Consider the following 23,626-nt stretch of genomic DNA (forward strand, 5'->3'; position numbering starts at 1 on the left):
AAAGCTAATAAACTCGATGCTACTTAACTATCTTTTTTCTTATTGTAACTTTGTTTTTTTATCATTATAAAATATTTCTTTATAGAAGGTAAGTTATAATCTCCATGATATGTTTCTCCTTGCTCTGCAATTTTTTGTAGATAAAAATTCATTTGGTCTACCTTAGATTTATCAATATCACTGTTAGTATTACTAATTAAATTTAAAGTATGATTATTATAATCCTCATCTTCTTTATCATCTAAGTCAAGGCTAGATAATATCTCATGATACGCACGTTGCAACAGCAACTTTAATGAGTAAATTTGTTTAAGTAAATACTTTATATCATGAGGCTTTGCAACCAATATTGCAATTATAACAACAACAATAATCTCGCCAAAAGATAATCCCATTTTATGCCAAAATTAATATATTAAAATTTAACTTATACAAATTTTTTATGTTTATATTTAGGATTTTTAGTGTCATGACCACAAATTTTAGTCATATAACTATGATAGTCTTGATAATTACCTTCAAACCAGGTTGCATTACTGGATTGGTCAAATGCAATAATATGAGTTGCAATTCTATCTAAAAACCACCTATCATGTGTTACTACTATAACACAGCCAGCAAAGTCTAAAATAGCTTCTTCCAGCGCCCTTAAAGTTTCAACATCTAAATCATTAGATGGTTCGTCAAGAAGAATAACATTAGCCCCCCATCTCAGTAATTTAGCCAGATGTACTCTATTACGTTCTCCACCAGATAACTGACCTACTTTTTTTTGTTGATCGCTACCTCGAAAGTTAAATGCAGCACAATATGCTCTACTTTTAACAATTGTATTACCAAGCTGCATCTCATCCAACCCACCTGAAATCTCCTCCCATACTGTTTTGCTATCATCTAGGTGATCTCTAGATTGGTCAACATAACCTAATTTAACTGTTGAACCTATTTTAATAGTACCACTATCAGCTGTATCCTTACCAACGATCATATTTAATAAAGTTGATTTACCAGCTCCGTTTGGTCCTATTATACCAACAATTGCTCCTGGAGGGATTTTAAAGCTAAAATCTTGTAGCAAGACTCGAGAGTTAAAACTTTTAGATATATTATTTCCTTCAATAACTAAATCTCCAAGGCGTGGTCCATTTGGAATAATAATTTGCGCAGGGCCAACTTTTTTTTCATTTTGTTGATTAACTAGATCATTATATGCTGTAATTCTAGCTTTACTTTTAGATTGTCTAGCTTTAGGAGATTGATTTATCCACTCTAATTCTTTTTTAAGATACTTTCTTATATTGCTTTCTTCTTTTTCCTCAATAGCAAGTTTTTTTTCTTTAAGATCAAGCCATTGAGAATAATTGGATTGCCATGGCACACAAACTCCTCGATCTATTTCTAATATCCACTGTGCTACATTATCAAGAAAGTACCGATCATGAGTAATAGATACAACTGTACCTTTATACGCTTTTAAATAGTTTTCAAGCCATGAAACTGATTCAGCATCAAGATGGTTAGTTGGCTCATCGAGTAATAATATATCAGGCTTTTCCAACAACAACTTACATAATGCTACCCTACGCTTCTCTCCACCAGAAATTTGATCGATTTTAGCATCTTTACTAGGACATCTTAATGCTTCCATAGCAATATCAATTTCACGATCCAAATTCCATGCATCAATAGCATCAATCTTTTCTTGTAATTCAGCTTGTTTTGCTAGCAAATCTGACATTTCATCATCTGTCATTTCTTCAGCAAATTTAGAGCTAATACTAGTAAATTGATTCAATAGATCTGTTTTTTCTTTTAAACCATCTGAAATATTTTCTCCAACATTTTTATTTAAATCTAACGGTGGTTCTTGAGCTAAATAGCCAATTTTAACTCCATTAGCTGCCCAAGCTTCACCATCAAATTCCTTATCAAGTCCTGCCATAATTTTTAACAGTGTAGACTTTCCAGCACCATTTGGACCTATTATACCAATCTTTGCACCAGGAATAAATGACAGCCAGGTTTCTTTTAAGATTGGCTTTCCATTAATTACCTTACTTAATCCTTTCATTACATAAACATACTGATAGGACATTATTACCTTTTATTTATTTAAATTCTTATAATTATGTTATCGCTATATTATAACTAAAAATAATCATATTGCTATAAATGGCAATATGATTATTTTTAGTTAAATTTCATGTTTCTCTAGGAAGATTGGTTTAAACCTTCTCAAAGAGAAAAACCTTGTGCCCCTGAACCTTCTCCTTTAGAGTTTTTGTCTTTATCAGACTGTGATGACTGCCTAGAATGACCAACTTTTGCAGCAAATGATTGTTGCGATAGTTGCATAGATAGCGCAGTACTATACTTATCAACAGCTTGTTCTACTAAGTTTTGCAACTCATTAATAGCAACTTGACTGTACCTTTTTACTTCTTTAGTAATTTCATTCTTTACTTCTTCACCAAGAGTATTAAGCCTCTGCATATCTACAGTTTCGATAGCCTTTTGCGCAGTTTCGCTTAATTTATTCTTTAATTCAGATAAGAAATTTGGGCTTGGTGTACTGGTTTCAGATATATACTCAGCTAGCTTACATGGATCTAATAACTGACTATAATTCTCACATGACGCTGTGCTAGCTTCTTCCATACTGCTATGTTGTTCTAATTTGCCAGATACTAGATCATATAGAGCCTTTATGCACTTAAAGCAAGCAGAAACTACAGCTGAAACTATAGCAGCAACCAATACAGCCTTAGCAGATCCTGCTGGAGCAGCTAATACTTCTGGATGTTTTCTGCAAAATTCCTTGCATTTCCCTAAACATTGCACAGCAATTCCACCAACTGCAGTAGCAGTATCTACTAAGCATCTTACTTGAGTAGATTCTTCTGTATTCCAAATACCATCTATATTATCATACCCATCTTTCATTGACTGGCATAGCTCTTGTAATAGTTCTCTACTATCCTCAAGTAAACTATTTTTCATTAAACTTTCTACAGTTTGAATACCTTGCCCTAAAACTTGGCTTATGTTTTGCAAAAAAAGATTTTTCATATTATTTATCTTATTAACTTTAATAAACTTATAGAGACATAATATGTTATATTTTATTAAAGACAAATGAATTCAATGATATTTTAGTTATAAACCGTAATAATTTTTACGTTATATGTATATTTAAAACACACTTAATAAGTAAGTCTGCATGATTTAACCCATATCTTATATAGCTTCTGCAAAAAATCATATGCGACAAAAAGCATACAATATAATTGACTTACTAAAAATTTACAAACTTTGATTGTATCAAAATCATTAAATGCACTCTATGAATCGTATATAATCCTGCTGTCAAAATTACAGAATTGAATGATACCACGCATATCAAGTATCAAACCTTGGGCAGATTGGAGTAATATAGCTAAGCTACTATAAAACAGTTATGTTATATACTTTTCGAAAATAGTCTCTAAGTTACATTGATATTTCATTCTGCTTGATTTATCTTGAAACAATTTTTTCTCAATAGAATTTAAATCAGGAGAATAAGAAGGTAAATACTCTAAATATTGTCCATCTTTTTCTATCCTAGTTTTTAAATGAGAACGTTTATGAAAACTTGCATTGTTGATCATAACTACAGAATCATTAGGTAATTTTTGAATTAAATCATGTTCTATCCAACAGTTAAAACGTCAATTTATGATAAGGAGTCAGGAGAAGAAGAGATAAGATGGGAATTAAGTTTAGAGATAGAATAACTAGCAAGAGAAGCAATTATATGAACAAAAAAATTAAGAGGAAAACGGTGTTTAGTATGCTCTAAATGCATATGTTTTTTTAGTACATTAAAGACAGACTCAATTAAAGAACGTTTATTTAATAACCGATTATCTTGTATGTCCAATAAATATGTTTTCATATCTTTGCGAAGATTAGTAAATAAACGTAGAGCACTGGAGAAGAGTTGATGAAATAATGCTTTAGATATGTAAGCTTTATCACCAAACAATTTAACAGAAACCACTTTAGAAATAATTGAAGCTACAGATAGATCGCTTTTATTGCCTTTAAGTAAATTTAACTGACATTATTTCACCTTTATTATTAATTGCAAGATGTAGCTTAAAGCGTAAGAAGCAGACATAACTACTTTTACCAATTTTAGAGATTCTGTTAAAAACTCTATTGCTTGAGGTACGTTTATTATGACAAATTGCTAACTTTGTAGAATCGATGTAATAGACCTCTTTCGAAACTGGTTAACGTAGTTCAAAATTATTGCTGATAAATATCGAAATAGACGTGAAAGATTCGGTCTTAGATTTAATTTGATCTCTGGTATTTATAATTTTGAACTACGTTAACCAGTTTCGAAAGAAGTCTAATATATACCAGCCTCTTCTCCTTTCAGATAATGCATTAATACGGCTAATGGTAGCAATATTCTAGGCCACAGTTGTATTATCCTACTATAGCTTGCTAAACAAAAGTATCCTTTATACTTATGACTCAAGTAATATAGATAATAACTTTTAAAATCCTTGCATGGAGATAAATAAAAATATATCGCTATTGTTAATAACTCAGCTAAGGACAACTTCACACCTCTGTTCCTTTGATTACTACTTGGTATTAATCTCTTTCTCTCCTACTCTTGATATATCTTGCAAAAATTGTCTATTAAATAGTATACTGTTATAATACATTTTTTCATGTTGGGTTATTCCTTGTTTATTTAAATTTTTTTTATAACTCAACATTCTCTCTTTGTATACCTCTTATTCTCTACATTTCATATTTCCACTTATCCTAATCTGGCGTTATAGATCTTTGAAAGCAATAACATCCGATATGCTATAGGCAATGATATGAAGTTATCAGAAAAGTGTAATACTGGAAATCCATATGTTACGTTTGATGGTGCTGGTGATGGAAACATGGCTAACTAAACTACTGCGCCTTCACTCGACTATATAGTCATTTACAATGAAGTTTGAGCATAGAAAAAGCGACAATAGCATCATAAGATTTACCAACATGATATTTTATACGCAAACTTCATTGTAAATGACTATACTTATGGAACGGAGATATAGCAACATTTCTTTGTTACCCGACAAATTGAAGAATTTTATCACTATTGAATACATACATTAAAAGCTTATTATCTTTTTGCTGTGTTGTAGTAGCAAACTATTTTGCAATACTTACTTTTTCTACTCTCTGACATATTTCTTATGTTGAATTTATGTTGTTTGGTAAGGTATATGCTCAAGTGATAAGAAGTTATTATGAAAGATGTAATACTGTAAATTTACACATATGAAAAATAGTAATATTTGTTTTCTATTACTAAACTGAATAGTGCTTTAATGAGTTGATTGAAGTTGCTTTTTGACTTAAAAAAGCATAGTATCTTAATATAGATTATGTTATATATTTATAGGAATAAGTAAAAATCAACAATTTTTAGCAGTAAAATATTTAACCAATTTCATGAACTTAAGATAGAAGTATGTTTCAAACTTTAACTCAAAAACTTAGTAATATTTTCGATAAGATTAAAGGTAGTACTGCTCTATCTGAACAACAAGTTTTAACAATAGCACGGGAAGTAAGAATTGCATTATTAGAGGCAGATGTTTCATTAGTAGTTATTAAAGATTTTATTAATAATGTTGTAGAAAAAGCTAAAGGGCAGGAAGTTATTCGTTCTGTAACACCAGGCCAGATGGTTATTAAAATTATTAGCGATGAGATGATAAAGGTCCTTAGCAGCTCAGAAACAGAACAAGCACTGCGCATTGAGTTTGAGCCACCTGTAAACATTATGATGATTGGTCTACAAGGTAGCGGAAAAACAACTACAACGGCTAAATTAGCAATGAAGCTTGCTAAAAAAAATAAAAAAGTTATGGTTGTATCACTAGATATTTATAGACCAGCTGCTAGAGAACAGCTCGAAACATTAGTGCGAAATCACGAAACTATACTATCATTACCTATAGTTTCAAATGAGAATGTGTTTCAGATTATAGCACGAAGTACTAAGGAAGCTAAGTTGCTTGGTTGTGATGTAGTAATTTATGATACTGCAGGTCGTCTACATATTGATGAGACAATGTTGCAAGAGCTAAGTAATATAAAAGAAATAATTACCCCTAAAGAAATACTTTTAGTAGTTGATTCACTTATTGGTCAAGAATCAGTCAATGTAGCTAATCAATTTAATCAAACATTGAATATTTCTGGCGTAGTATTAACTAAAATTGACGGTGATTCAAGAGGAGGAGCAGCATTAAGTATTAAATATGTTACTGGCAAGCCAATAAAATTTCTTGGCATAGGAGAAAAAACTAATGATTTAGAGGAATTTCATCCAGAAAGAATTGCTTCACGGATATTAGGTAAAGGTGATATTGTTTCTCTAGTAGAGAAAGCAGCTGAAGTAATTAGTAAAGAGGATGCAGCTAAATCAGTTGAGAAATTAAAAAAAGGCAGTTTTAATCTTGAGGATTACTATCAACAGCTGCAAAACATTAATAAGATGGGAGGAATTAGCTCAATACTTAATCTTATGCCTGGAATAAATAAACTATTGCCGAAAATTGATCAAAATCCATTTGATCAAAACAGTGTAAAGTTACAACAGGCAATAATTTTATCAATGACAAGGCATGAAAAATTAAATCCAGATATAATTAATGGAAAACGAAAAAAACGTATTGCAGCTGGCTCAGGAACATCAGTTCAAGAAGTCAATAAGCTATTGAAACAATTTCAAAATATTACTTCTTTGCTTAAAAGTGGAATGAAAGGTAATAATATACTAAGAGATAAATTTAATAATTTGAAAAATTTTTTCTAAGTTATTTGAACAAAGGTTTTAATTTAGCAACTAAAGAGCTGCAAAATTTAAGTATATGATTGACTATGAAAATAATAGTTCTAATACAGAAGATTATATCATTATATTAACTACTATTGCTTCTAATCATAAAACTGAACAAATCGCTAGCAAGCTGGTGAAACTCAATCTTGCCGCATGTATACAAATCGATAAGGTACGTAGTATATATTTTTGGAAAAATGATATTTGCAAGTCTAGTGAATATAGATTAATGATTAAAACCATAAGCACTAATTATCAAGATATTGAAAATGTAATTCGTCAACTTAGTGATTATGATAATCCACAAATTATTCAGTTAAAGCTATCTGCTGGTAGCAATGAGTATTTAAATTGGATTTCTAAAAGCTGTAAGAAGCAAAGCCAATAGACTACTTCAAAGATCTTAAGTTAAAAATATGACAGCTGCTCTTTTTAATGGTAAAGTTATTGCTCCTTTTTTATTTGATGGGTAATTATAATAAAAGCATTTTTGAGTCTTATGTAGAGCTTGCATAGCTCTATCTCTCATAGTAGTTAAGTGGACCGTTTATTAGCAATATCATATAATAGATTAATTCAGACAGGTTATTATACATTGTAAAATGGAAAATATGGCATCAAAAAGGTCGTTAAATAAGTGAGATCTTTACATATGTTATTTTTAACTTTAAACCAATAATGCTCAATTAGATTTACATCTGGAGAATAAGGAGGTAAATACTACTCTAAATATATATGTTCATCTGTATTCTTTCCTATCACAAAACGTGTTAATACTAATTCAAAACTGATTTTCTCTCTTTCATTTATGTGTCCAGCATCTTTTTTCTGAAATCTATAGAATATGTCATACTAATTACTTTTTCATTACATCTTAACATGTTATTATAATTGTTTTATAGTAGTTTAGCTATATTTTGCTATGTTAATTATATTAAGCTCTAGTTGTAATAGCGTCATGAGTTGTGATATTTTTTCATTATAGAACAATAAGTTTTTGAAAGAGATATAAATTTGTTAGTCTTTATTTTACATAAAATAAGTAAAATACTATAGTAGAAATACTTTTAGTAATTTGCATTAAATAGTGATATACTAAATGTATATAGTAATATTAAAAAATACAAAAAAGTAATTATTATGACCACAGATAACAAACACATTCATGGTAACCATCCAGACAAAAAACCAGGGCCTGGATTTATTGAGAAACTAAAATTGATACTACAGCAACTCAAGGCTTTGTACATGACATTTAAATCATTACTAGAAGATAATACACACGAAAACACACAAAATTTGGAAGAATTAGTCAAACTACTTGCTCAACTTCAAAGTAATTTAGAAGATCATATTGATAAATGCAGTAATACTGTATCAAAACCACAAGAGCAAAGTAACAAACAAAACAATAATCAGCAAATACAAAATAGTAATATTGATAACTGCTCAGTAACTTCGCAAGATGCTACAGTATCATCAAAACAAACTCAGAATATAATACCACCACCATCACCACCACCTCCACCACCTCCACCACCTCCTTTTCAAGCTCAGAAAGAAAGGTCTGAAACATCATCAAAAAAAAAACAACAAAAAGAAGAAGATGATTCAATCAAGCCAGTAAAACCATCTCCTCAGGAGCTACTAGATAGTATGAAAAGGTTGAAGCATGTAGATAAAGACGACAATTCAGATCGTGGTAAGAAACCTTTTGATAATTCTTTAATGGATGAACTGAAAAAACAGTTAAAAAGCCGTAGGAGTGGAATAGCAGGTGATATAGATAAAGAAAAAAATAAAAAAAATCCTAAATTAGAAGGTATGGCAAGTAGCTTATCACAAGCTATACCTTATGTACCTAACAGCAAGGATGGTGATAAAGAAAAACCGATCGTTCCTCCTAAACCAAGTTTCGCAGCTCAATTAACAAATAAATCGAACCAAAAGAACAATAGTAGAGACAGGTAACCCACTTAGCTAAAGGATATATTCTTACATTACATTTTACACATATAAAAGCTAATTTTGAGCTTTTATATGTAATTGCTCTTCTTAATAAAGCGTCATACAATAGAATAGCTTTTATGCAAATAATTATAATATGATATGTTGTATTTTACTTTTAAAAATTAAGTTATTGAATAATAATACAATTTAGAATATATTGACTTACCATGTTTATTAGTTTTCCAAAACCTGCTATAGCACTTATAATATCATCTCCATCTGGGGCTGGGAAATCAAGCTTAGCTCATGCGGTTATTCAAAATAATATCAATATTAAATTCTCTGTTTCAATGACAACTAGAGAAAAACGTAATAATGAAATAAATGGCAAAGACTATATCTTTGTGACAAAAGAACAATTCGAACAGGAAATTAACAACAATACACTTCTTGAATTTTCTAAAGTATTCAACAACTACTATGGCATTCCAAAAGCTGGGGTGTTAGAAGATCTTAGTCAAGGTCAGAGCATTATTTTTGATATCGATTGGCAAGGCGCTAAAACAATACGAAAGGCTCTGAAATGTTATGTCGTTAGTGTATGCATACTTCCTCCATCAATGCAAGAGCTAGAAAATAGATTAAAAAAACGTAATAAAGATTCTCCAGAAACTATTCGCTACCGTTTAGAACAAGCAAAAGAAGATATTAAGCATTATAGCGAATATGATTATGTAATAGTAAATGACCGCTTTGATCAAGCATTACTTGCTTTGCAATCAATACTGATAGCTGAACAGCATAAGTTAAAAAGACTGAGTTTTAAAAATGATACACTGTTAAATTATGAACAATTGTTACAAAGAGATGCATGCTTTAATTATAGACAATGAAATATTGATCTTTTATTTTATTTTACATAAAATGAGGAAAATTGTATAAAAAATGTTTTAGAACTCAAATTAAATTGAGGTACACTAAAATTATATTACAATATTACATAACAAAACATTTAAAGTAATTATTATGGCTCGAGACAATAAACCAATTAGCAACAAATCTTCAGGCTTAATATCAAAATCACAAAAGCAAAATATTAAAGATCTTGGCAAGAAAATAGATTTAATGATACAACAAGTTGGTACTCTTGATAGTAAAGTGCGATCAAGTTCAGCAGAAGGCAATACACTAAATGTTAAAGTAATTAGAGAATTAAATAATGTAATGAAGAGTGTGCCAGATACGCTACAACAATTCTCACAAAAAATACTTCAACAATCTAAACTAGCACGTCAACAACCTCAAAAAGGTAAATATAATGATGCCTTTCGTAAGAAAAGAGCTAAGGCTAAAAAAAAAAAGAACACCTTGAAAAGCAAAAGCAAGAATTCATGGGGTTAGTATCTAAATTAGGCGAGGAAATGAAGCTAGTAGGCAAAACAGGTGGACAGATGTCTGAGATAAAAGATACTTTAGATAAGCTTCATGCAATAGTTAGTAAGTCAGCACAGCATCAACTGCAAAATACTCTTGGTGAGCTGCTTCAGGCAATGATTAATGAACATAAACAGAACCAGCTACAAGATGCTCTAGACGATCTGGAAAATATAATCAATGATCATAAACAGAATCAAAAAGAACAGAAAGCTACTATTCCACCTGAAAAACATACACATGATGTAACATCTGTTAAAAACCAAGCTCAACAAAATACTGGTATTAGTCAACCAGATGCACCTAAATCTGCTATCAAATCAGCGGCAGATATATTACAATCTCCTCAGCATTCTTCTCCAGCAACACCAACTGCTACAGTACAACAACAAGAACAAAAAAAAACACCTCCTCCTGTTCCGCCTAAACCTAGTAAAGATACAATCGAAGCTATAAAAGCTAAAATAGCTCAAGCTCAACAAAATGCTGGTATTAATAAACCAGATGCACCTAAATCTGCTATCAAATCAGCAGCAGATATATCACAATCTCCTCAGTATTCTTCTCCAGCAACACCAACTGCTACAGTGCAACAACATGAGCCACAAAAAACGCCTCCTCCTGTTCCACCTAAACCTAGTAAAAATATAATCGAAGAATTAAAAGCTAAGATATCACAAACTCAACAACAGGTTAATCAGCAATCATATATTAATCCAAGTAGTAGTCCCCAACCTCTTAGTTCAACTATAGAGCATGCTAAAGACAGAGTATTAACATTAGATCCACAATATAGACACGCTCAAGCTGCTCAAAATATGAGTGGACCAGAGGCTGAAACAAATCAGATGCCAGTAGATCAAATTCTACAAGCATTTAAAGATTTAAAAGCACTTATAAATAGCGTGATTGCTGAAGATGATAAGTTTAAAGTATGGCAACAGCAAAATCCAAGCAAAAGCCTAGATGATTTTAAACGTGATACAACACAAATAGATAGCTTATCTCAAGAGACTAAAGAGTTACTATCTGGCATTGGATCTGCAGGATATGCTAACATTATGGGCTCAACAGCAAATATTGAACAAGCTCAGCAAATGTCATTTGCTGCATCTTTTAGTACATTAGATTGGGCTACTCATGCTAATTCTGTTGGCAATACTACTCAAAAAACTATTACCAATGATGCTGGTGAAAAAGTTACAGACCTTATAAGCCATAGCCATAAAACTCAGCTCAGTGCTAGTGTTAATGGTGTTACAAAAATTGTTACTAAACACCGTACCATAGATATTCCAAGGGCAGTTGAAGAAAACAAAGGACCTTTAGATCTTGCCTTAGTAGCACAAGATACAACTGGAAAAAATATGCCTGAGTCAAAAGCAGTATATCTAACTGCTCATTATAACCAAGAAGGAAAATTAGTAGAAATGACTCATCCGGAACCTCTGAGATTCTTTAGTGATGAACCTGGCTCTCCAGCTTATACAGTTATAAATAATGAAGTTTATACTTTGCCAATTACTAGAGAAAAATATGACCAGCTAACCAAAGAAATATCACAAAATATACAGGAACAAGATAAAGATAAAGAGAGAGAACAGGAAGCTGTGGATAAGTTTACAGTAGGTTCTCGTCAAACTGATATTCATAAAGAAAAAAGTATTCAACAGGCTGATGAAGTAAGTAACGATGCTCCTAAATCCTTAAAGTCTATGAATGAGTTTACAAGAGACTCTCGTCAAACTGATGATATCTATAACGAGAAAAGTACTCGAAATCCTGAAGAAATAAGTAGCAATGCTCCTAAATCTTTAAAATCTATTGCTCATGATGAAAACAAAAATAAAATTCAAAGCACTGATCATAAATCGAAAAACAGCAATGAATATGTTAAACAGATGATTAAATTGCTTAATCAAAACTATAACAAAATTGATTCTAACGAACAAAATCGTACTGAACAGGTTAAACTTAAGCCTGTAGTCAAATCAATACCAGAATCTCCAAAAAACTCTACTCAGATTGATCCTAATGAGGAAGGTAGTATTGGATACGTAAAACGTGTAGTTGAATCAATGGAACAAACATCACCAAATCCTAGTGAAATAGCACAAAGATTACAGGTAAATCTAGCTAATAGTTCTCAGCGTAGTTCTAGTATGTCTATTAATACTCCTACTAATACTCCTCGCAATAATAACCAAAGCAAATCTCAGACAAAAGGTATAGTGTAGATAAATTAAGAAACAATTAAGAAATAAGCTCTTGAAAATTAGGTTGTATAAAGAAAAATTTTAATACAACCTATATTTAGTCTGATAACAAAGAAATGTTGCCATACCCCATCCACTAAGGTATAGCACTAACGTAGGAAATAGGTACATAATATGCTAATATGAAAAGAGTATAAATAATAATAGATAAATAATGGCAAGAAGTTACAGTTATGATTTAAGAATGAAGCTATTCAAAGCCCTAGATGAGGGACTATCAATTGTTAAAGCATGTAAAATATTTTGACGTAATAGGATATATAGATGGAAACATCTTAAATGCGAAACAGTGGGGATATTAAAGCAAAACCTTATGTGCCAGCAAAAGGTTATAATGCAAAAATAGATCTCAAAGAATTTGAGTGGTTAATTATTCAACCATCATGATAAAACAGCTAAAGAATTAAGTATTATACTAGGTAATAGATTACAAAAAACTAGAATAAATTATTATAGAAAACTACTAGTGTACATTTCAATGTTTAAGACTACTGTGTTATTATAAGCCTTTCAGAGTGTTAAATTTCGAGTATAGCTACTAAATTGCTATATTTACGCGGTATAAAAACGTGGTTTTTGATAGCGAAAATCGCCTGAACCACCTGCTATATCTGACATTTTTGGAGGTTAGAAATGGCGCAAAATTTGCGTAATTTGGCAAGCAATAATTGCAAAATTGCTAATAATAACAGCAGCAATAATGCAACTGTCTTTTATCGTTTTATTGGAAATTTTGTTCCAGCAGAATGGAAAGATCTGATTGGAGATAATGCTAAAGCTTTAAGCAAGACATCTAAACAGCTTTTATCATTGATAGTATATAGACTACAGATCTATTACAATAATGATATAGATGAATTACAGGAAAGTTATTACTTTTTTGAAAAGGAGTTAAACCTTCGTTACCGCAGAGTTAGGCAATGCTTGGTTGAATTAAGAAATGCAGGTTTTATTAAAGTTGAAAATAGAACAATAATTAAAGGCAATCTCAAGGTACGTAATGTTCTTTGTGTAAAACTTATAAAAAATTTTCAGCGTTTCACTGAAAAAGAAAAAAAAGAAGAAAAAATTGTCCTTCTACAACAAAAAAATTTTCACATCAATTTGCAAGAATTTGCAGGTGAACCTGCAAAAAATTGCAGCTACATATATAGATATAATAATAAAAAAAATAATAATAGATCTAGATCTACTGAAGTTAAGTTAATAGAGAATGATCAAAATAAAAAAGAAGATCAACAGCAACAACAGAATTTGAATTTCTATGAGCTTAGTGATTTTAGTAATAAAAAGCCATCAAACAAGGATTATGAGCAAAATAGTGAGTTAGCAACTCCAGCTATTACTAAGGATTCAGAGGTTGAAAAGAATAAATGCTGTTCCAAAAGAAAAAGACTAGCAGATTATTATCCACTAACGCCAGAAGATGCAGTTATACTGCAACGTATGTCTAGTAGAAGCTTCAACATATACTTTATAAATCAATTACTGTTGAAGTTATCAAATAAATATCCAAACCGTCATTTTAAAAATAAGACAGCAGTGCTAAACTATATGGCAAAAGCCTTAGCAAATGAATTACTAACTACTGAGCAGGCTAATAGCGGAAATTTTAGATTTAATGATGTAGGAAGATTTAAAGAACAGTATCTAGCAAATATTGAATCTGATACAGATCGTAGTATGAAGGCTCAGTTGAAGCGTAAAATAGCTGGAGTCTTTGAAGCAAATATGGCTTATCAAATTTTAACATCTTGTGATTTTGGGGCAGCAGTTAAAAACAAATATTACATCAAGTTGATTAAGAATATTTTACTATCAGATCATATTAAATTCAAGATACTACAAGAGGTACGAGCTGTGCATAGCAATGATATTGAGCAGTTGCAAGTTATACCATTTGATGAATCAAAACAAGTTACCAATAGCACAACGGAGTATCAAAAAACAACAGTTTTACAGCAACAAATAAGCGATGAAGATTACCTTTCAGAACTTAGTAAAGAGCTAGGTTCTAACTCTATATTGTTCAAAGTACGAAAATACATACTTCAACATTACGAATATGAGCAAGTTATTGATAAAATATGGTTTAGTAAATTAGAAATTGTAAATGAAGATAATGTCAATAAAAAGATATTCATTAAGGCTCTAACAAGCTTTGCGAATAGCTATATCAAATTTTAAGCTCATTCTAGAGCGTGCTTTTGAAGCTCAAGGGTTTTCGTTTGCATTAGTTCAGTGTAAGTAAACTTAAGGGTAATATGGAAGTTGCTGAATCTCATGAAATAATTGTTGCTAAACACCGTAATTGGCTAGTTGGTACAGTAAACTTACACTATGGTAATAGGTATTCTAAATTTGGCAATATTGTTAAAAACTCTCAGCAAGGTTAATAAATGCTAGATTATGCATAAGATGAAAAAATGCTGGTCCAAAAAAAAATTACAGCAAAATTTTACTCATTAACACCAAAGATATGCAACTCAAGATTGGTTTTTTTGGCATCGTGATAACTGAATCCAAAAATTTATAATTTAATTTGCTTCTTTTCCAGTTTTTATCTGGGATTGGAGTATACAAAAAGTTTAAATTATGGTATAATTTATTAATAACCATTTAGAGGTGGAAAATGATAGATTTTTATAGTGAGAGCTTAATAAATAAGCTGTTCAGAACCAACATAAGATTTAACACCAAAATTGATCTTGATAGAGTTGAAAAAGCAATACTTTACGCTAAAACATTGCCTACTAATAAAGCTACAAAGACATATCAAATATAAAGAAGAAAAAATGTTAATTTTTGTTAACTTCTACACTTTATAGAACCTACTATTAACTTATGTTAACTTTTATTAATATTTATAATTAATCTTCAACTTTAACTATAAATGTATTTGCAATATTTGTCAATATAACAAAAAAATTAATGCGAAAGGTAGAAAATAGGTAGAAAAAAAAATCAGGAAATTGGGGGTCAGTTTTCAATCTAAAGGTTAAGATGATGGTTGAAAAATGTATACCAACCTAGAGTTGACAAAGCGGTTTTGAAGTCAGGTATGTTATAAATAAATTAGTATAAAATTTTATTCAAATAAAGAGAATAATATAGATACCTTGTTTAGGTAATTGTAATATGAATTAATATACAATTAATCTATGGTATAATTATGGAATCAAGATCATTAACATTAAAGTTAACAGATAAGTTAATAAGAAAAATAAAAATTCCGACTGAAAGAACATCAACCATCAAGGATAAAATTGAACCAGGACTTAACCTAAGAATATCACCGTCAGGAAGAAAAACATGGTCTTTTGAAAAAAAATTTAGAAAAGAAGTGATAAAAATAAGGATAGGGGAATTTCCATATTTATCTATTAGACTTCTTTCGAAACTATACAATGATGTAAAATGGTGTTATAAAAATCTGATTTGAAGTAATAATGAAATTAGATCAGATTAAAGAGTTAAAGGATGAAAAATTTCGTCGATTAACAGTAGTAAGGAAGGGAACATTCTCAAAGATGGTGGATATTTTGAGGAAAGCTGATGGTGTTAAGAAATCAAAAGGAGGGCGTAAAAATAAGCTCAATTTGGAGGAACAGTTATTGATGGCCTTAGAATACCTTAGAGAATACCGTACTTATTTTCATATAGGTCAGAACTATGGGATTAGTGAAAGTTCAGCATATAAAGCTGTAAAATGGGTAGAAGACACCTTAGTTAAACACCCAAACTTTGCTCTTCCAGGTCGTAAAGCTCTAATGAATAGCGATATGAATTATGAAGTAGTCTTGATTGATGCTACTGAGAGTCCAATAGAAAGACTCAAAAAAACAAAAATTCTATTATTCAGGAAAGAAGAAAAGGCATACACTAAAGACTCAAATAGTGGTAGACAAGAAAACACACCAAGTAATATGTACAGATTTTTCTAACGGTAAAAAACATGACTTTAGATTATTTAAGGAATCCAAAATTCTTATCCATCCTAAGATTAAAGCGATTACTGATATAGGATATCAAGGTATACAAAAAATTCACAATAATTCTGCATTACCAAAGAAAAAAAGCAAGAAAAATCCTTTAACTAAAAATGATAAAAAGAATAATCGTAGGTTAGCAGGAAAAAGAGTTGTCAATGAAAACGTTATTGCTATGCTAAAACGGTTCAAAATTATTGCTGACAAATATCGAAATAGACGTAAAAGATTCGGTCTTAGATTTAATTTGATCTCTGGCATTTATAATTTTGAACTACCTTAACCAGTTTCGAAAGAGGTCTAGTATTTAAATCTAGTACGTTTTTAACTTCATTTGGTAAAAAGTCATTTATAAAATCCAGAGCTGCTTTTGGTTCATTCATTAAATCTTTAAATAGCCCATCGTGTTTTAAATTTTCAGACATAATCTTGGTTGTATATTAGTTTGTATGGATTTATTCTTTTCATTAAGTTTTCTTATTTCAGGGCTGATAATATTTCTAACAGCATATAATCCTTGAGTTTTTAATACATTATTGAAGTCATTTTTGACTGTACAGACTACTGCTTCCTTATCCTCTAGAACTTTTTCAGCTTTTTCAGTATTTACGTCATTTTTAACTGCTAGAATGATCTTTTCTTTTGGGCCAGGATTATAGTTTTGCAAATTTTCTGCTTCAATTGCACATAAGATTTTGCCTTCGACTCCAGCTTGTTGAATGGTTAACGCTGTTTCAATATCCTTTGTAATGATTGTTACAGGTGAATATTTTGAATTTTGTTGAGCAATTTCAACAAATGATCCACTAATTGTACCAACAGAATTTTCAGCTGCATCCGCTTTATTACATGTTTTTGAATTCAAGGCTAATATCTTAGCTCCAGTAATTTCATCTTTGTCATTTTTAACAAAAATAGTGAGTGCAGGCCAGGATTTTTGAGTCTTTTCATCAAAAACCATATTTGCTCTTAAATTAGGATTGTCAAAGATTTTTGAACTATAAATTTCTGTATGATTTTCTAAAAATTTGTTGACTGTTGTTACTTCCGCATTAGCTTTTTCCTTTTTGTTATAGTCGTATAGGGGTAAAGATTTTGCATATAATTCTTTAACCTCACTTTGATTCGTTATTAATTCACTTTGTATTTCATTAAATTTAGTAAGTTTAGCAATTTCAGGTATTATGATCTGTCTAATAGCTTCAGCCCCATGAATTTGTAATAGGTCGTGAAATCACCTTCTTGTGTTGGCATCACTTTTAACACCTTTGCTCCACTATTTTCGAGTGTTTTTTTCGCTTTATCAACAGTATTCATTGTTATAGAATTTTGTCCATCATTATCTGCCGCTATGATTATTTTTTCTCCTTCAAATGGTTGATAGTTCTTGAAATTATGTATACCAACAGCAGCGATAATTTTTCCATTAATTCCTGCTTGTTTTAGACTTAAAGCTGTTTCAACGCCTTCTGTTATGATTGTTATAGGCGAATCATGTGGTGCCAATGTACTAATTCTAACAAACGATTCGCTAAATTTTGCCAAAAGCTCGCCTAGGGACTGAAATATCTGCCTTATCGCACGTTTGCGAATTCAAATATACAACTTGTACACCAGTAATTTCACCTTTCGCATTTCTAGCAAATGCTGAAAATGCTGGATAATTTTCATTCGTTTCTCTATCAAGAATTACGCTTGCTCTCAAGTCAGAATTCATTGTAAAACAATCAATTCTTCTATGTTGTTCAAGATATCTTTTTACGATTTGAACTTCAGTATTATTAGTAAAATATAATGGAGAAGACTGATTATAAAAGTATTGAACTTTTCGAATTTTAGCTAGCTCATTTTGAGCAGCGTTTTGAGTGGTTTCTTTACGTTGGTAATTCTGCTTATAACTTGTTATTCCTACCATGCTTGTTAGATATTCCTTGGCTTTAACAAAATCACCGCCACGTTCTTTTCTGGCTAAGTCAAATAAATCTCCACCTTCGCCAGAACTAAAGTCATACCATTTTCCAGCATGCTTGCCACTAGTATTGACGACAATTTTCCCTGTATCTCCCCAACGTATTTCTCCACGTCTAGAGAAATGTTTATTAGGCTCTCCAAGCAAATCACAGGCTATGGTTTCTGCATGAGAAGCTATTTTATTTCTCAATTCTTCCATTAAATTATGATTGTTTGAATTATTGATTTTATCAGTCATACAGAACCTCACCTTCGCTAAATTTATTTGTATTTTTACCGTTTAAATGGTATAATATTTTTGCTGAGTGATTGTTGAGATAGTATTTCTGTTAACGAATCTTTCTAAGTTTCATAACTTTCACATTCTACTTAGTAAATTCATATCTTTATTATCCTTGAGCTGCTCTATGCAGCTCATTTTACCTTCGAATACTAACTCTTGGATTTTGTTGTTCAGGCTTTGTGTTGAGTTTTTCTGTAGTTGAAATATCGTTTGCGGTCTTTGTAGCCTTTAATTCATTATTTGGACTTATTTCTGATTTTCTTATATCATTAACTATATTAGGTTGTTCGATCTTAATGTCAGCTAATTGCTCTGGTTTTTTATCGTACTGATAATATTTAGCGTTTTTATGAAATCTGTCTCCTACATCAGTTACTATAGACTTAAACCAACCACAAATTTTACTTAAAATAGTTGGATTTTCTTTATTTAAATCTTCATTAGTTTTTAAGTTTATGCTAGCTGATTTATCATTTGGTCTGCTAAGCTGATTTATTAAGCTGTTAATGCTTCTAGTTGCTTCCTTATTGCAATATAGCTGTAATTTCTCTATATGCCTTGTCATAGCTACGTATGAGCTGCTTATATTACTTACTCCATTATGTAAAACGTATACATCTTTTATAGAAGCTCCCTGGGCCTTATAAACAGTACTTGCATAACCATGTTTAAATTGTATTTTGCTTGGGTCAAAACTCACATCTTGTCCTGCATCTGTCTTAGCTACAAATTCATTTTTATTAACCGAAGTTAAAGTTGCAAATTCACTATTTTGTATTTGTAAATCCTTATCGCTTTTTTGAAATACAATTCGATCTCCAGCCATGTAGGACTCTTTCCTTCCAGCTATTGAACGCCTATATTCTGTGCCTTGTAGCGTGCCATTAGCTTTTAACAAAGATCTAATACTTGAATTAAGAATGTCTACCTCTTTATTACGTACTGTAATTACCAATTTTTCATGTAGCTTAAACTTGCTTAGACTCCAGTTGTATCTTAACTTACTCATTGAGTCCTGCAACGTATTATCAAACTTAATACATTTATTTTGTCTCAGTAATGTTATACCGCTTAAAATATTACTCTCAGCAAACTTTGTTGCTGCTTCTCTACTCCAGTTTTCACTTTGTCTTCGAATATTCACTAAAACATGTGAACTGAAAATATTACTCAGCATCTCAAACATTCCGCCTCTTTCTATTGAAGCTAACTGCTTTTCATCTCCAGCAAGTATCAGTTGACAATTATTGTTTCTAACTACTCTAAACAGCTCTGCATATTCTCTAGTAGCAACCATTCCAGCTTCATCTACTACTATTAACCTATTTTGCATAAAAATTTTTTTTTTCGATTATACAAAAATCCTTTTACTGTATAGACTTCCTTATAACCTTTGCTCCTCAGCTCTGATACCGCTTTATGAGTAGGAGCAAGTCCAATAACATTTTGTCCACGATTTGTTGCAATTTTATATGCTTTTGCTAAAACAGTGGATTTACCTGTTCCAGCTCTTCCTCTTAGTACTCTAACTCCACTAGTGCTAAGCAAAATATGCCTTAGAGCTTGTTTCTGTTCTTCACTAACATTTGCTAGACCTTCTATATCACTTTTAAGATTGTAAATATCGTTGTAATAAACTTGATTATTGATTTTATTAGCTATTCTTATTATTCTTACTTCCTCGTCTCTAACATCAGTTGTAGTAAAATATTTGCTACTTTCACCATCATCATGATATAACTCTAGTATTCTATTTGAACTGAACACTTGCTGAACTAACATTCCCCTTTCTGTTAGGTCTGGTATATCTTTTACTGCTTTTTCAATATCCTGCTTAGTAAAAATAGATTTGTAATGTGTTATAGCATCCGTTATCACATCAACATCCTTAATAATTTTTAAGTTAGCCTCTTTACGTAACTCATTTTCATTTGCAACTTCATTAATTAAACCCCTAATTCTAGTAGGGCCAATATGCTCTTGCGGTACTGCACTTATCTTATCAACTCTATTTGTTAAGCCTAATTTAGCAAAATATGCATTAATTATTTCCTTCACTTTTTCATGAATCATCTCGGAATCTCGAATAACAACCTTTTTGCCATTACTTAATGTTATGCATTTTGGGTTTAAATTTACTGCTTTATCACCTAAACCAGTTCCATCTTCTCTAAATCTTCTTGTAGTAACCAATATGTGCGCATGCCAGTTTTTATCTCCTCTATGAGGCTTATGAATGTCTATCTGTACTCCAAGACCATTTTGCACCCATTCCCCCATTGCATCAACTATTTGATGAGTTATTTCTATTCTATGCTCTAAATTCAATTCCTTATCGTCTGGCAGTGCTATTACGATATCCTTCAATAGCTGACTGTTTCTTCGTTTTTCTGTTTGTTCAACCTCATTCATTAATTGTTTGGACATTCTTGAATTTTTGATTTACATAAGCTGGTATCAGCACTGTATGATATACGTTATCTTTTTTACAAGAGAAGTTATAACTTACATTTGTCTTCTCGTTTTTAACAATAGTTCTTGCATTATACGCTGCCTTACGACAACTATCTCCTCCTTTGATTCTACTTAAAAATTCAATCCTTGCAAACTGTATTGCCATTTCAACTCCAATCCTCACCTGAGTTTCAGGTTAGCATGAGTTTTTTGATTTTGCCAGTACAAACTGCTTTTTTTAACACTCAATCGGCTAATTGGCACCCATTTTTTAGCAGTAAACTTTCAAGTTTACATATTGCGTATAAGCTTATTCTTTAATGAAGCTTCTAACCTGAATTCACGTTTTTTTGACTATAATTATTTGATGTTGGTTTGGCAGGTGCGGTTTTTTTCTTTACTGGAATTTTATTTTGATATATTCTTGCCTGATTTTTTTATCTTTCTGAATTACTAACATGGCAAATCTTATGCAGCAAAAAATTACTCTCCAACAAAAAAAGCTAAGCTAATCATGGATGAGGTTAACCTCAAAATCAAAGAACGTAAAATGCGTACTCGACGTCTTATCGAAATGGGTGGACTAGTCGCTAAGGCTAAGCTTGATCACTTACAGACAAACACTTTATTTGGTGCAATTGTTTCACTAAAAGAAACTTTAACACAACATCCAAATGTTCAGAATCATTGGACTACAATCGGTAAAAATATTTTTGATAAGGAACAGCAAAATAAAGCTGCTGTGATTTTAAAATTTTCCTCTGAACCAGATGAAAACACTAAGCGCTACATTCGCCTTCATGGCTTAAAATGGAATAGCTTTCGTCAAGAATGGTGCAGCAATGTTAAGGACATTGAGGCCTTAAAGAATGGCCTTCTTAATGTTCAGTATAAACTTGAGCTTGTGTATTAGTTTTTTAATACTTATACAACAAACACAGCTTGATAATTCAGCTAATGTAATTTATAAACCAGGAGTGTAATGCAATTTTAAATATATATGGTGGTTATGCGAATCAGTGATACTAGTGATTCTATTCAAATCTTACCTAACAGCAATAATTTAGCTGAGCTAACAAAATTAGTTTACAATTGTATATTTAACCATGGAGGTTATAATATTTTGTTCTTGCTTGGATGGAATAACAGCACATATCGATGCATTCAAGATAAAATTGTGCAGCTTCGTAATACTGAAACAGAAACAATTAGGGTTATACGTAGTACTCAAGATGATCTTCCTATATCCTTAGAATACTTTTGTGAAGACCAAAGCAAACAAAATGTATTATATACACAAGTAAGTTTTACTTTTAATACACTAAGATTAATAGTAGAGAAGTATTATTATGTATCTCTACGGTTCAAACCTTACAAATCTAGCCTAGCTATTGTATACAATAGTCACAGTGAAAATTTACAGAAACAATTAGATGATTTTTTTACTCAACAATGCATGAATCACAATGAAAGTAGCAAATGCATCCATCACAGTGAAAGTAGCATTAGTGTTTTAGATATTGATCAATTTAGAGATTTTGTAGGTGATATATTATTAATTGATGATCCAGAACGATAGTATATGTATTTCAAGCAGCAATGCTCCATTTTGCAAATATATAATGCTATGTATGCTAGTTAGAAAAAGTTTGCATTCTAACTAGCATAAAGCTCACAGTATTTATTTAGCTCTATTGCAATCTCTGGTAGTTTAAGGTATTGAGCAAGAGGTATAAATTCTTGCTGAGTTTCAAATATTATTTCTTGCCTTTTTTGAGGAGGTTTGATGAATATAGTTGTAATATTATGGAATCTATCAAAAAGTTTGATCAGTAATAGTTCTGTTTTATTTTGGCTGCGTAATATTTGTATCATTTCCATAGCACTGATTTTCTTATTATCCCTAACTCTGGTAAGGTCTGAAACCTGTTCTGCAATATTACTACCAAATTCGTAACTTATTCTTTCTTTAGTTAGTTTTGTGTCTTCAAGTGTATCATGTAGTATTGCAGTAATAATTGTATCTGTTTCAAAGCTGTGGTCTGATACCATGTGAGCTACTTTCAATGGATGTGTATAGTATAGTTCTCCAGTATCTCTCTTTTGCTGGCCATGATATTTTTTAGCGTAAAGTATTGCTCTTTCAACTTTATCAAGATCAATTTTGGTGTTAAATCTTACGTTGGTTCTGAGCAGCTTATTTATTAAGCTCTCACTATAAAAATCTATCATTTTCCATCTCTAAATGGTTATTAATAAATTATACCATAATTCAAACTTTTTGTATACTCCAATCCCAGATAAAAACTGGAAAAGAAGCAAATTAAATTATAAAATTTTTGATTCAGTTATCACGATG

General features: G+C 31.0%; 20 protein-coding genes and 8 pseudogenes. 15 read left to right on the forward strand and 13 right to left on the reverse strand.

Going from position 1 to position 23,626, the window contains the following annotated elements; all coding sequences use genetic code 11:
* Positions 1 to 23 precede the first annotated feature (23 nt).
* The 5 genes and pseudogenes from OTBS_RS03685 to OTBS_RS11755 all read right to left on the reverse strand — a co-directional run.
* A complete protein-coding gene (locus OTBS_RS03685; RefSeq protein ID WP_011944649.1) occupies positions 24 to 395 on the reverse strand; it encodes a DUF2672 domain-containing protein in 372 nt (123 codons plus the stop codon).
* 32 nt (positions 396 to 427) lie between these two features.
* The gene (ettA, locus tag OTBS_RS03690; protein ID WP_011944650.1) at positions 428 to 2,095 is read right to left on the reverse strand and encodes an energy-dependent translational throttle protein EttA; all 1,668 of its coding nucleotides are present in this window, start codon (positions 2,093 to 2,095) and stop codon (positions 428 to 430) included.
* A 140-nt stretch (positions 2,096 to 2,235) separates the two neighbouring features.
* Positions 2,236 to 3,069, reverse strand: a complete 834-nt coding sequence (locus OTBS_RS03695; protein ID WP_011944651.1) for a hypothetical protein — start codon at positions 3,067 to 3,069, stop codon at positions 2,236 to 2,238.
* 386 nt (positions 3,070 to 3,455) lie between these two features.
* Complete coding sequence (locus OTBS_RS03700; protein WP_050897523.1) at positions 3,456 to 3,650, reverse strand: transposase; 195 nt, start codon at positions 3,648 to 3,650, stop codon at positions 3,456 to 3,458.
* 65 nt (positions 3,651 to 3,715) lie between these two features.
* Positions 3,716 to 4,259 (reverse strand): annotated as a pseudogene (locus OTBS_RS11755) (IS982 family transposase); the annotation flags it as partial.
* Positions 4,260 to 4,286: 27 nt separating this feature from the next.
* Between OTBS_RS11755 and OTBS_RS14005 the strand changes: the two are divergent.
* The 3 genes and pseudogenes from OTBS_RS14005 to cutA form a co-directional block, all read left to right on the forward strand.
* Positions 4,287 to 4,382 (forward strand): annotated as a pseudogene (locus OTBS_RS14005) (IS5/IS1182 family transposase); the annotation flags it as partial.
* A 1,151-nt stretch (positions 4,383 to 5,533) separates the two neighbouring features.
* The gene (gene ffh, locus OTBS_RS03710; RefSeq protein WP_011944652.1) at positions 5,534 to 6,886 is read left to right on the forward strand and encodes a signal recognition particle protein; all 1,353 of its coding nucleotides are present in this window, start codon (positions 5,534 to 5,536) and stop codon (positions 6,884 to 6,886) included.
* Positions 6,887 to 6,941: 55 nt separating this feature from the next.
* The gene (gene cutA / locus OTBS_RS03715) at positions 6,942 to 7,298 is read left to right on the forward strand and encodes a divalent-cation tolerance protein CutA (protein ID WP_011944653.1); all 357 of its coding nucleotides are present in this window, start codon (positions 6,942 to 6,944) and stop codon (positions 7,296 to 7,298) included.
* A 200-nt stretch (positions 7,299 to 7,498) separates the two neighbouring features.
* On the opposite strand, the pseudogene OTBS_RS18275 reads toward cutA, so the two are convergent.
* Positions 7,499 to 7,621, reverse strand: a pseudogene (locus tag OTBS_RS18275) (hypothetical protein); the annotation flags it as partial.
* Between the two features lie 429 nt (positions 7,622 to 8,050).
* Here OTBS_RS18275 and OTBS_RS03720 point away from each other — a divergent pair.
* From OTBS_RS03720 to OTBS_RS11785, 10 genes and pseudogenes are all read left to right on the forward strand, one after another.
* Positions 8,051 to 8,881 carry a hypothetical protein gene (locus OTBS_RS03720; protein ID WP_011944654.1) on the forward strand — a complete coding sequence of 277 codons (831 nt, stop codon included), beginning with the start codon at positions 8,051 to 8,053 and terminating at the stop codon, positions 8,879 to 8,881.
* 206 nt (positions 8,882 to 9,087) lie between these two features.
* On the forward strand, positions 9,088 to 9,753 hold the full coding sequence (gmk, locus tag OTBS_RS03725; RefSeq protein ID WP_011944655.1) for a guanylate kinase: 666 nt from the start codon (positions 9,088 to 9,090) through the stop codon (positions 9,751 to 9,753).
* A 133-nt stretch (positions 9,754 to 9,886) separates the two neighbouring features.
* Positions 9,887 to 10,261, forward strand: a complete 375-nt coding sequence (locus OTBS_RS03730) for a hypothetical protein (RefSeq protein WP_011944656.1) — start codon at positions 9,887 to 9,889, stop codon at positions 10,259 to 10,261.
* Positions 10,252 to 12,531, forward strand: coding sequence for a Sca4 family protein (locus OTBS_RS03735; protein WP_011944657.1), 2,280 nt, complete (start codon positions 10,252 to 10,254; stop codon positions 12,529 to 12,531). Before OTBS_RS03730 ends, OTBS_RS03735 begins: the two co-directional genes overlap by 10 nt.
* A gap of 193 nt (positions 12,532 to 12,724) precedes the next feature.
* Positions 12,725 to 13,042, forward strand: a pseudogene (locus OTBS_RS11765) (IS630 transposase-related protein); the annotation flags it as partial.
* Between the two features lie 161 nt (positions 13,043 to 13,203).
* Positions 13,204 to 14,757 (forward strand): hypothetical protein, encoded by a 1,554-nt coding sequence (locus OTBS_RS16175; protein WP_232488904.1) that lies wholly within the window; start codon positions 13,204 to 13,206, stop codon positions 14,755 to 14,757.
* 98 nt (positions 14,758 to 14,855) lie between these two features.
* Positions 14,856 to 14,966: pseudogene (locus OTBS_RS17555) on the forward strand (DNA helicase); the annotation flags it as partial.
* A 236-nt stretch (positions 14,967 to 15,202) separates the two neighbouring features.
* Positions 15,203 to 15,313, forward strand: a pseudogene (locus tag OTBS_RS11775) (bifunctional (p)ppGpp synthetase/guanosine-3',5'-bis(diphosphate) 3'-pyrophosphohydrolase); the annotation flags it as partial.
* 429 nt (positions 15,314 to 15,742) lie between these two features.
* Positions 15,743 to 16,012 (forward strand): Arm DNA-binding domain-containing protein, encoded by a 270-nt coding sequence (locus OTBS_RS03745; protein WP_041621193.1) that lies wholly within the window; start codon positions 15,743 to 15,745, stop codon positions 16,010 to 16,012.
* A gap of 7 nt (positions 16,013 to 16,019) precedes the next feature.
* A protein-coding gene (locus OTBS_RS11785) for an IS5 family transposase (protein ID WP_157866327.1) occupies positions 16,020 to 16,842 on the forward strand; the annotation gives its coding sequence in 2 pieces (ribosomal slippage) (positions 16,020 to 16,405 and positions 16,404 to 16,842; 825 coding nt in all).
* On the opposite strand, the gene OTBS_RS03760 is transcribed toward OTBS_RS11785, so the two are convergent.
* From OTBS_RS03760 to OTBS_RS16195, 6 genes and pseudogenes are all read right to left on the reverse strand, one after another.
* Positions 16,802 to 16,984, reverse strand: a complete 183-nt coding sequence (locus tag OTBS_RS03760) for an Rpn family recombination-promoting nuclease/putative transposase (RefSeq protein WP_041621194.1) — start codon at positions 16,982 to 16,984, stop codon at positions 16,802 to 16,804. The two genes, OTBS_RS11785 and OTBS_RS03760, sit on opposite strands and share 41 nt — an antisense overlap.
* A pseudogene (locus OTBS_RS18280) lies at positions 16,969 to 18,065 on the reverse strand (toprim domain-containing protein). Before OTBS_RS18280 ends, OTBS_RS03760 begins: the two are co-directional and overlap by 16 nt.
* A gap of 25 nt (positions 18,066 to 18,090) precedes the next feature.
* The gene (locus OTBS_RS03775) at positions 18,091 to 18,768 is read right to left on the reverse strand and encodes a hypothetical protein (protein WP_041621197.1); all 678 of its coding nucleotides are present in this window, start codon (positions 18,766 to 18,768) and stop codon (positions 18,091 to 18,093) included.
* A 181-nt stretch (positions 18,769 to 18,949) separates the two neighbouring features.
* On the reverse strand, positions 18,950 to 20,146 hold the full coding sequence (locus OTBS_RS17560; RefSeq protein ID WP_041621063.1) for an ATP-dependent RecD-like DNA helicase: 1,197 nt from the start codon (positions 20,144 to 20,146) through the stop codon (positions 18,950 to 18,952).
* The gene (locus OTBS_RS17565; protein WP_269763913.1) at positions 20,131 to 21,240 is read right to left on the reverse strand and encodes a MobA/MobL family protein; all 1,110 of its coding nucleotides are present in this window, start codon (positions 21,238 to 21,240) and stop codon (positions 20,131 to 20,133) included. Before OTBS_RS17565 ends, OTBS_RS17560 begins: the two co-directional genes overlap by 16 nt.
* Entirely contained in the window at positions 21,218 to 21,451 is a 234-nt protein-coding gene (locus tag OTBS_RS16195; RefSeq protein ID WP_162097307.1) for a hypothetical protein, read from the reverse strand. The genes OTBS_RS17565 and OTBS_RS16195 overlap by 23 nt, the downstream gene beginning before the upstream one ends.
* A gap of 274 nt (positions 21,452 to 21,725) precedes the next feature.
* Here OTBS_RS16195 and OTBS_RS03785 point away from each other — a divergent pair.
* Both OTBS_RS03785 and OTBS_RS03790 read left to right on the forward strand, forming a co-directional pair.
* Positions 21,726 to 22,180, forward strand: a pseudogene (locus OTBS_RS03785) (conjugal transfer protein TraD).
* 87 nt (positions 22,181 to 22,267) lie between these two features.
* Positions 22,268 to 22,846: a hypothetical protein gene (locus tag OTBS_RS03790; RefSeq protein ID WP_011944262.1), complete on the forward strand. Its 579-nt coding sequence runs from the start codon at positions 22,268 to 22,270 to the stop codon at positions 22,844 to 22,846.
* 77 nt (positions 22,847 to 22,923) lie between these two features.
* Here OTBS_RS03790 and OTBS_RS03795 read toward each other — a convergent pair whose 3' ends face one another.
* Positions 22,924 to 23,499 carry an HD domain-containing protein gene (locus OTBS_RS03795; protein WP_011944658.1) on the reverse strand — a complete coding sequence of 192 codons (576 nt, stop codon included), beginning with the start codon at positions 23,497 to 23,499 and terminating at the stop codon, positions 22,924 to 22,926.
* Between the last annotated feature and the right edge of the window lie 127 nt (positions 23,500 to 23,626).

Origin of the sequence: Orientia tsutsugamushi str. Boryong (assembly GCF_000063545.1) — a bacterium.
GTDB lineage: Bacteria > Pseudomonadota > Alphaproteobacteria > Rickettsiales > Rickettsiaceae > Orientia > Orientia tsutsugamushi_C.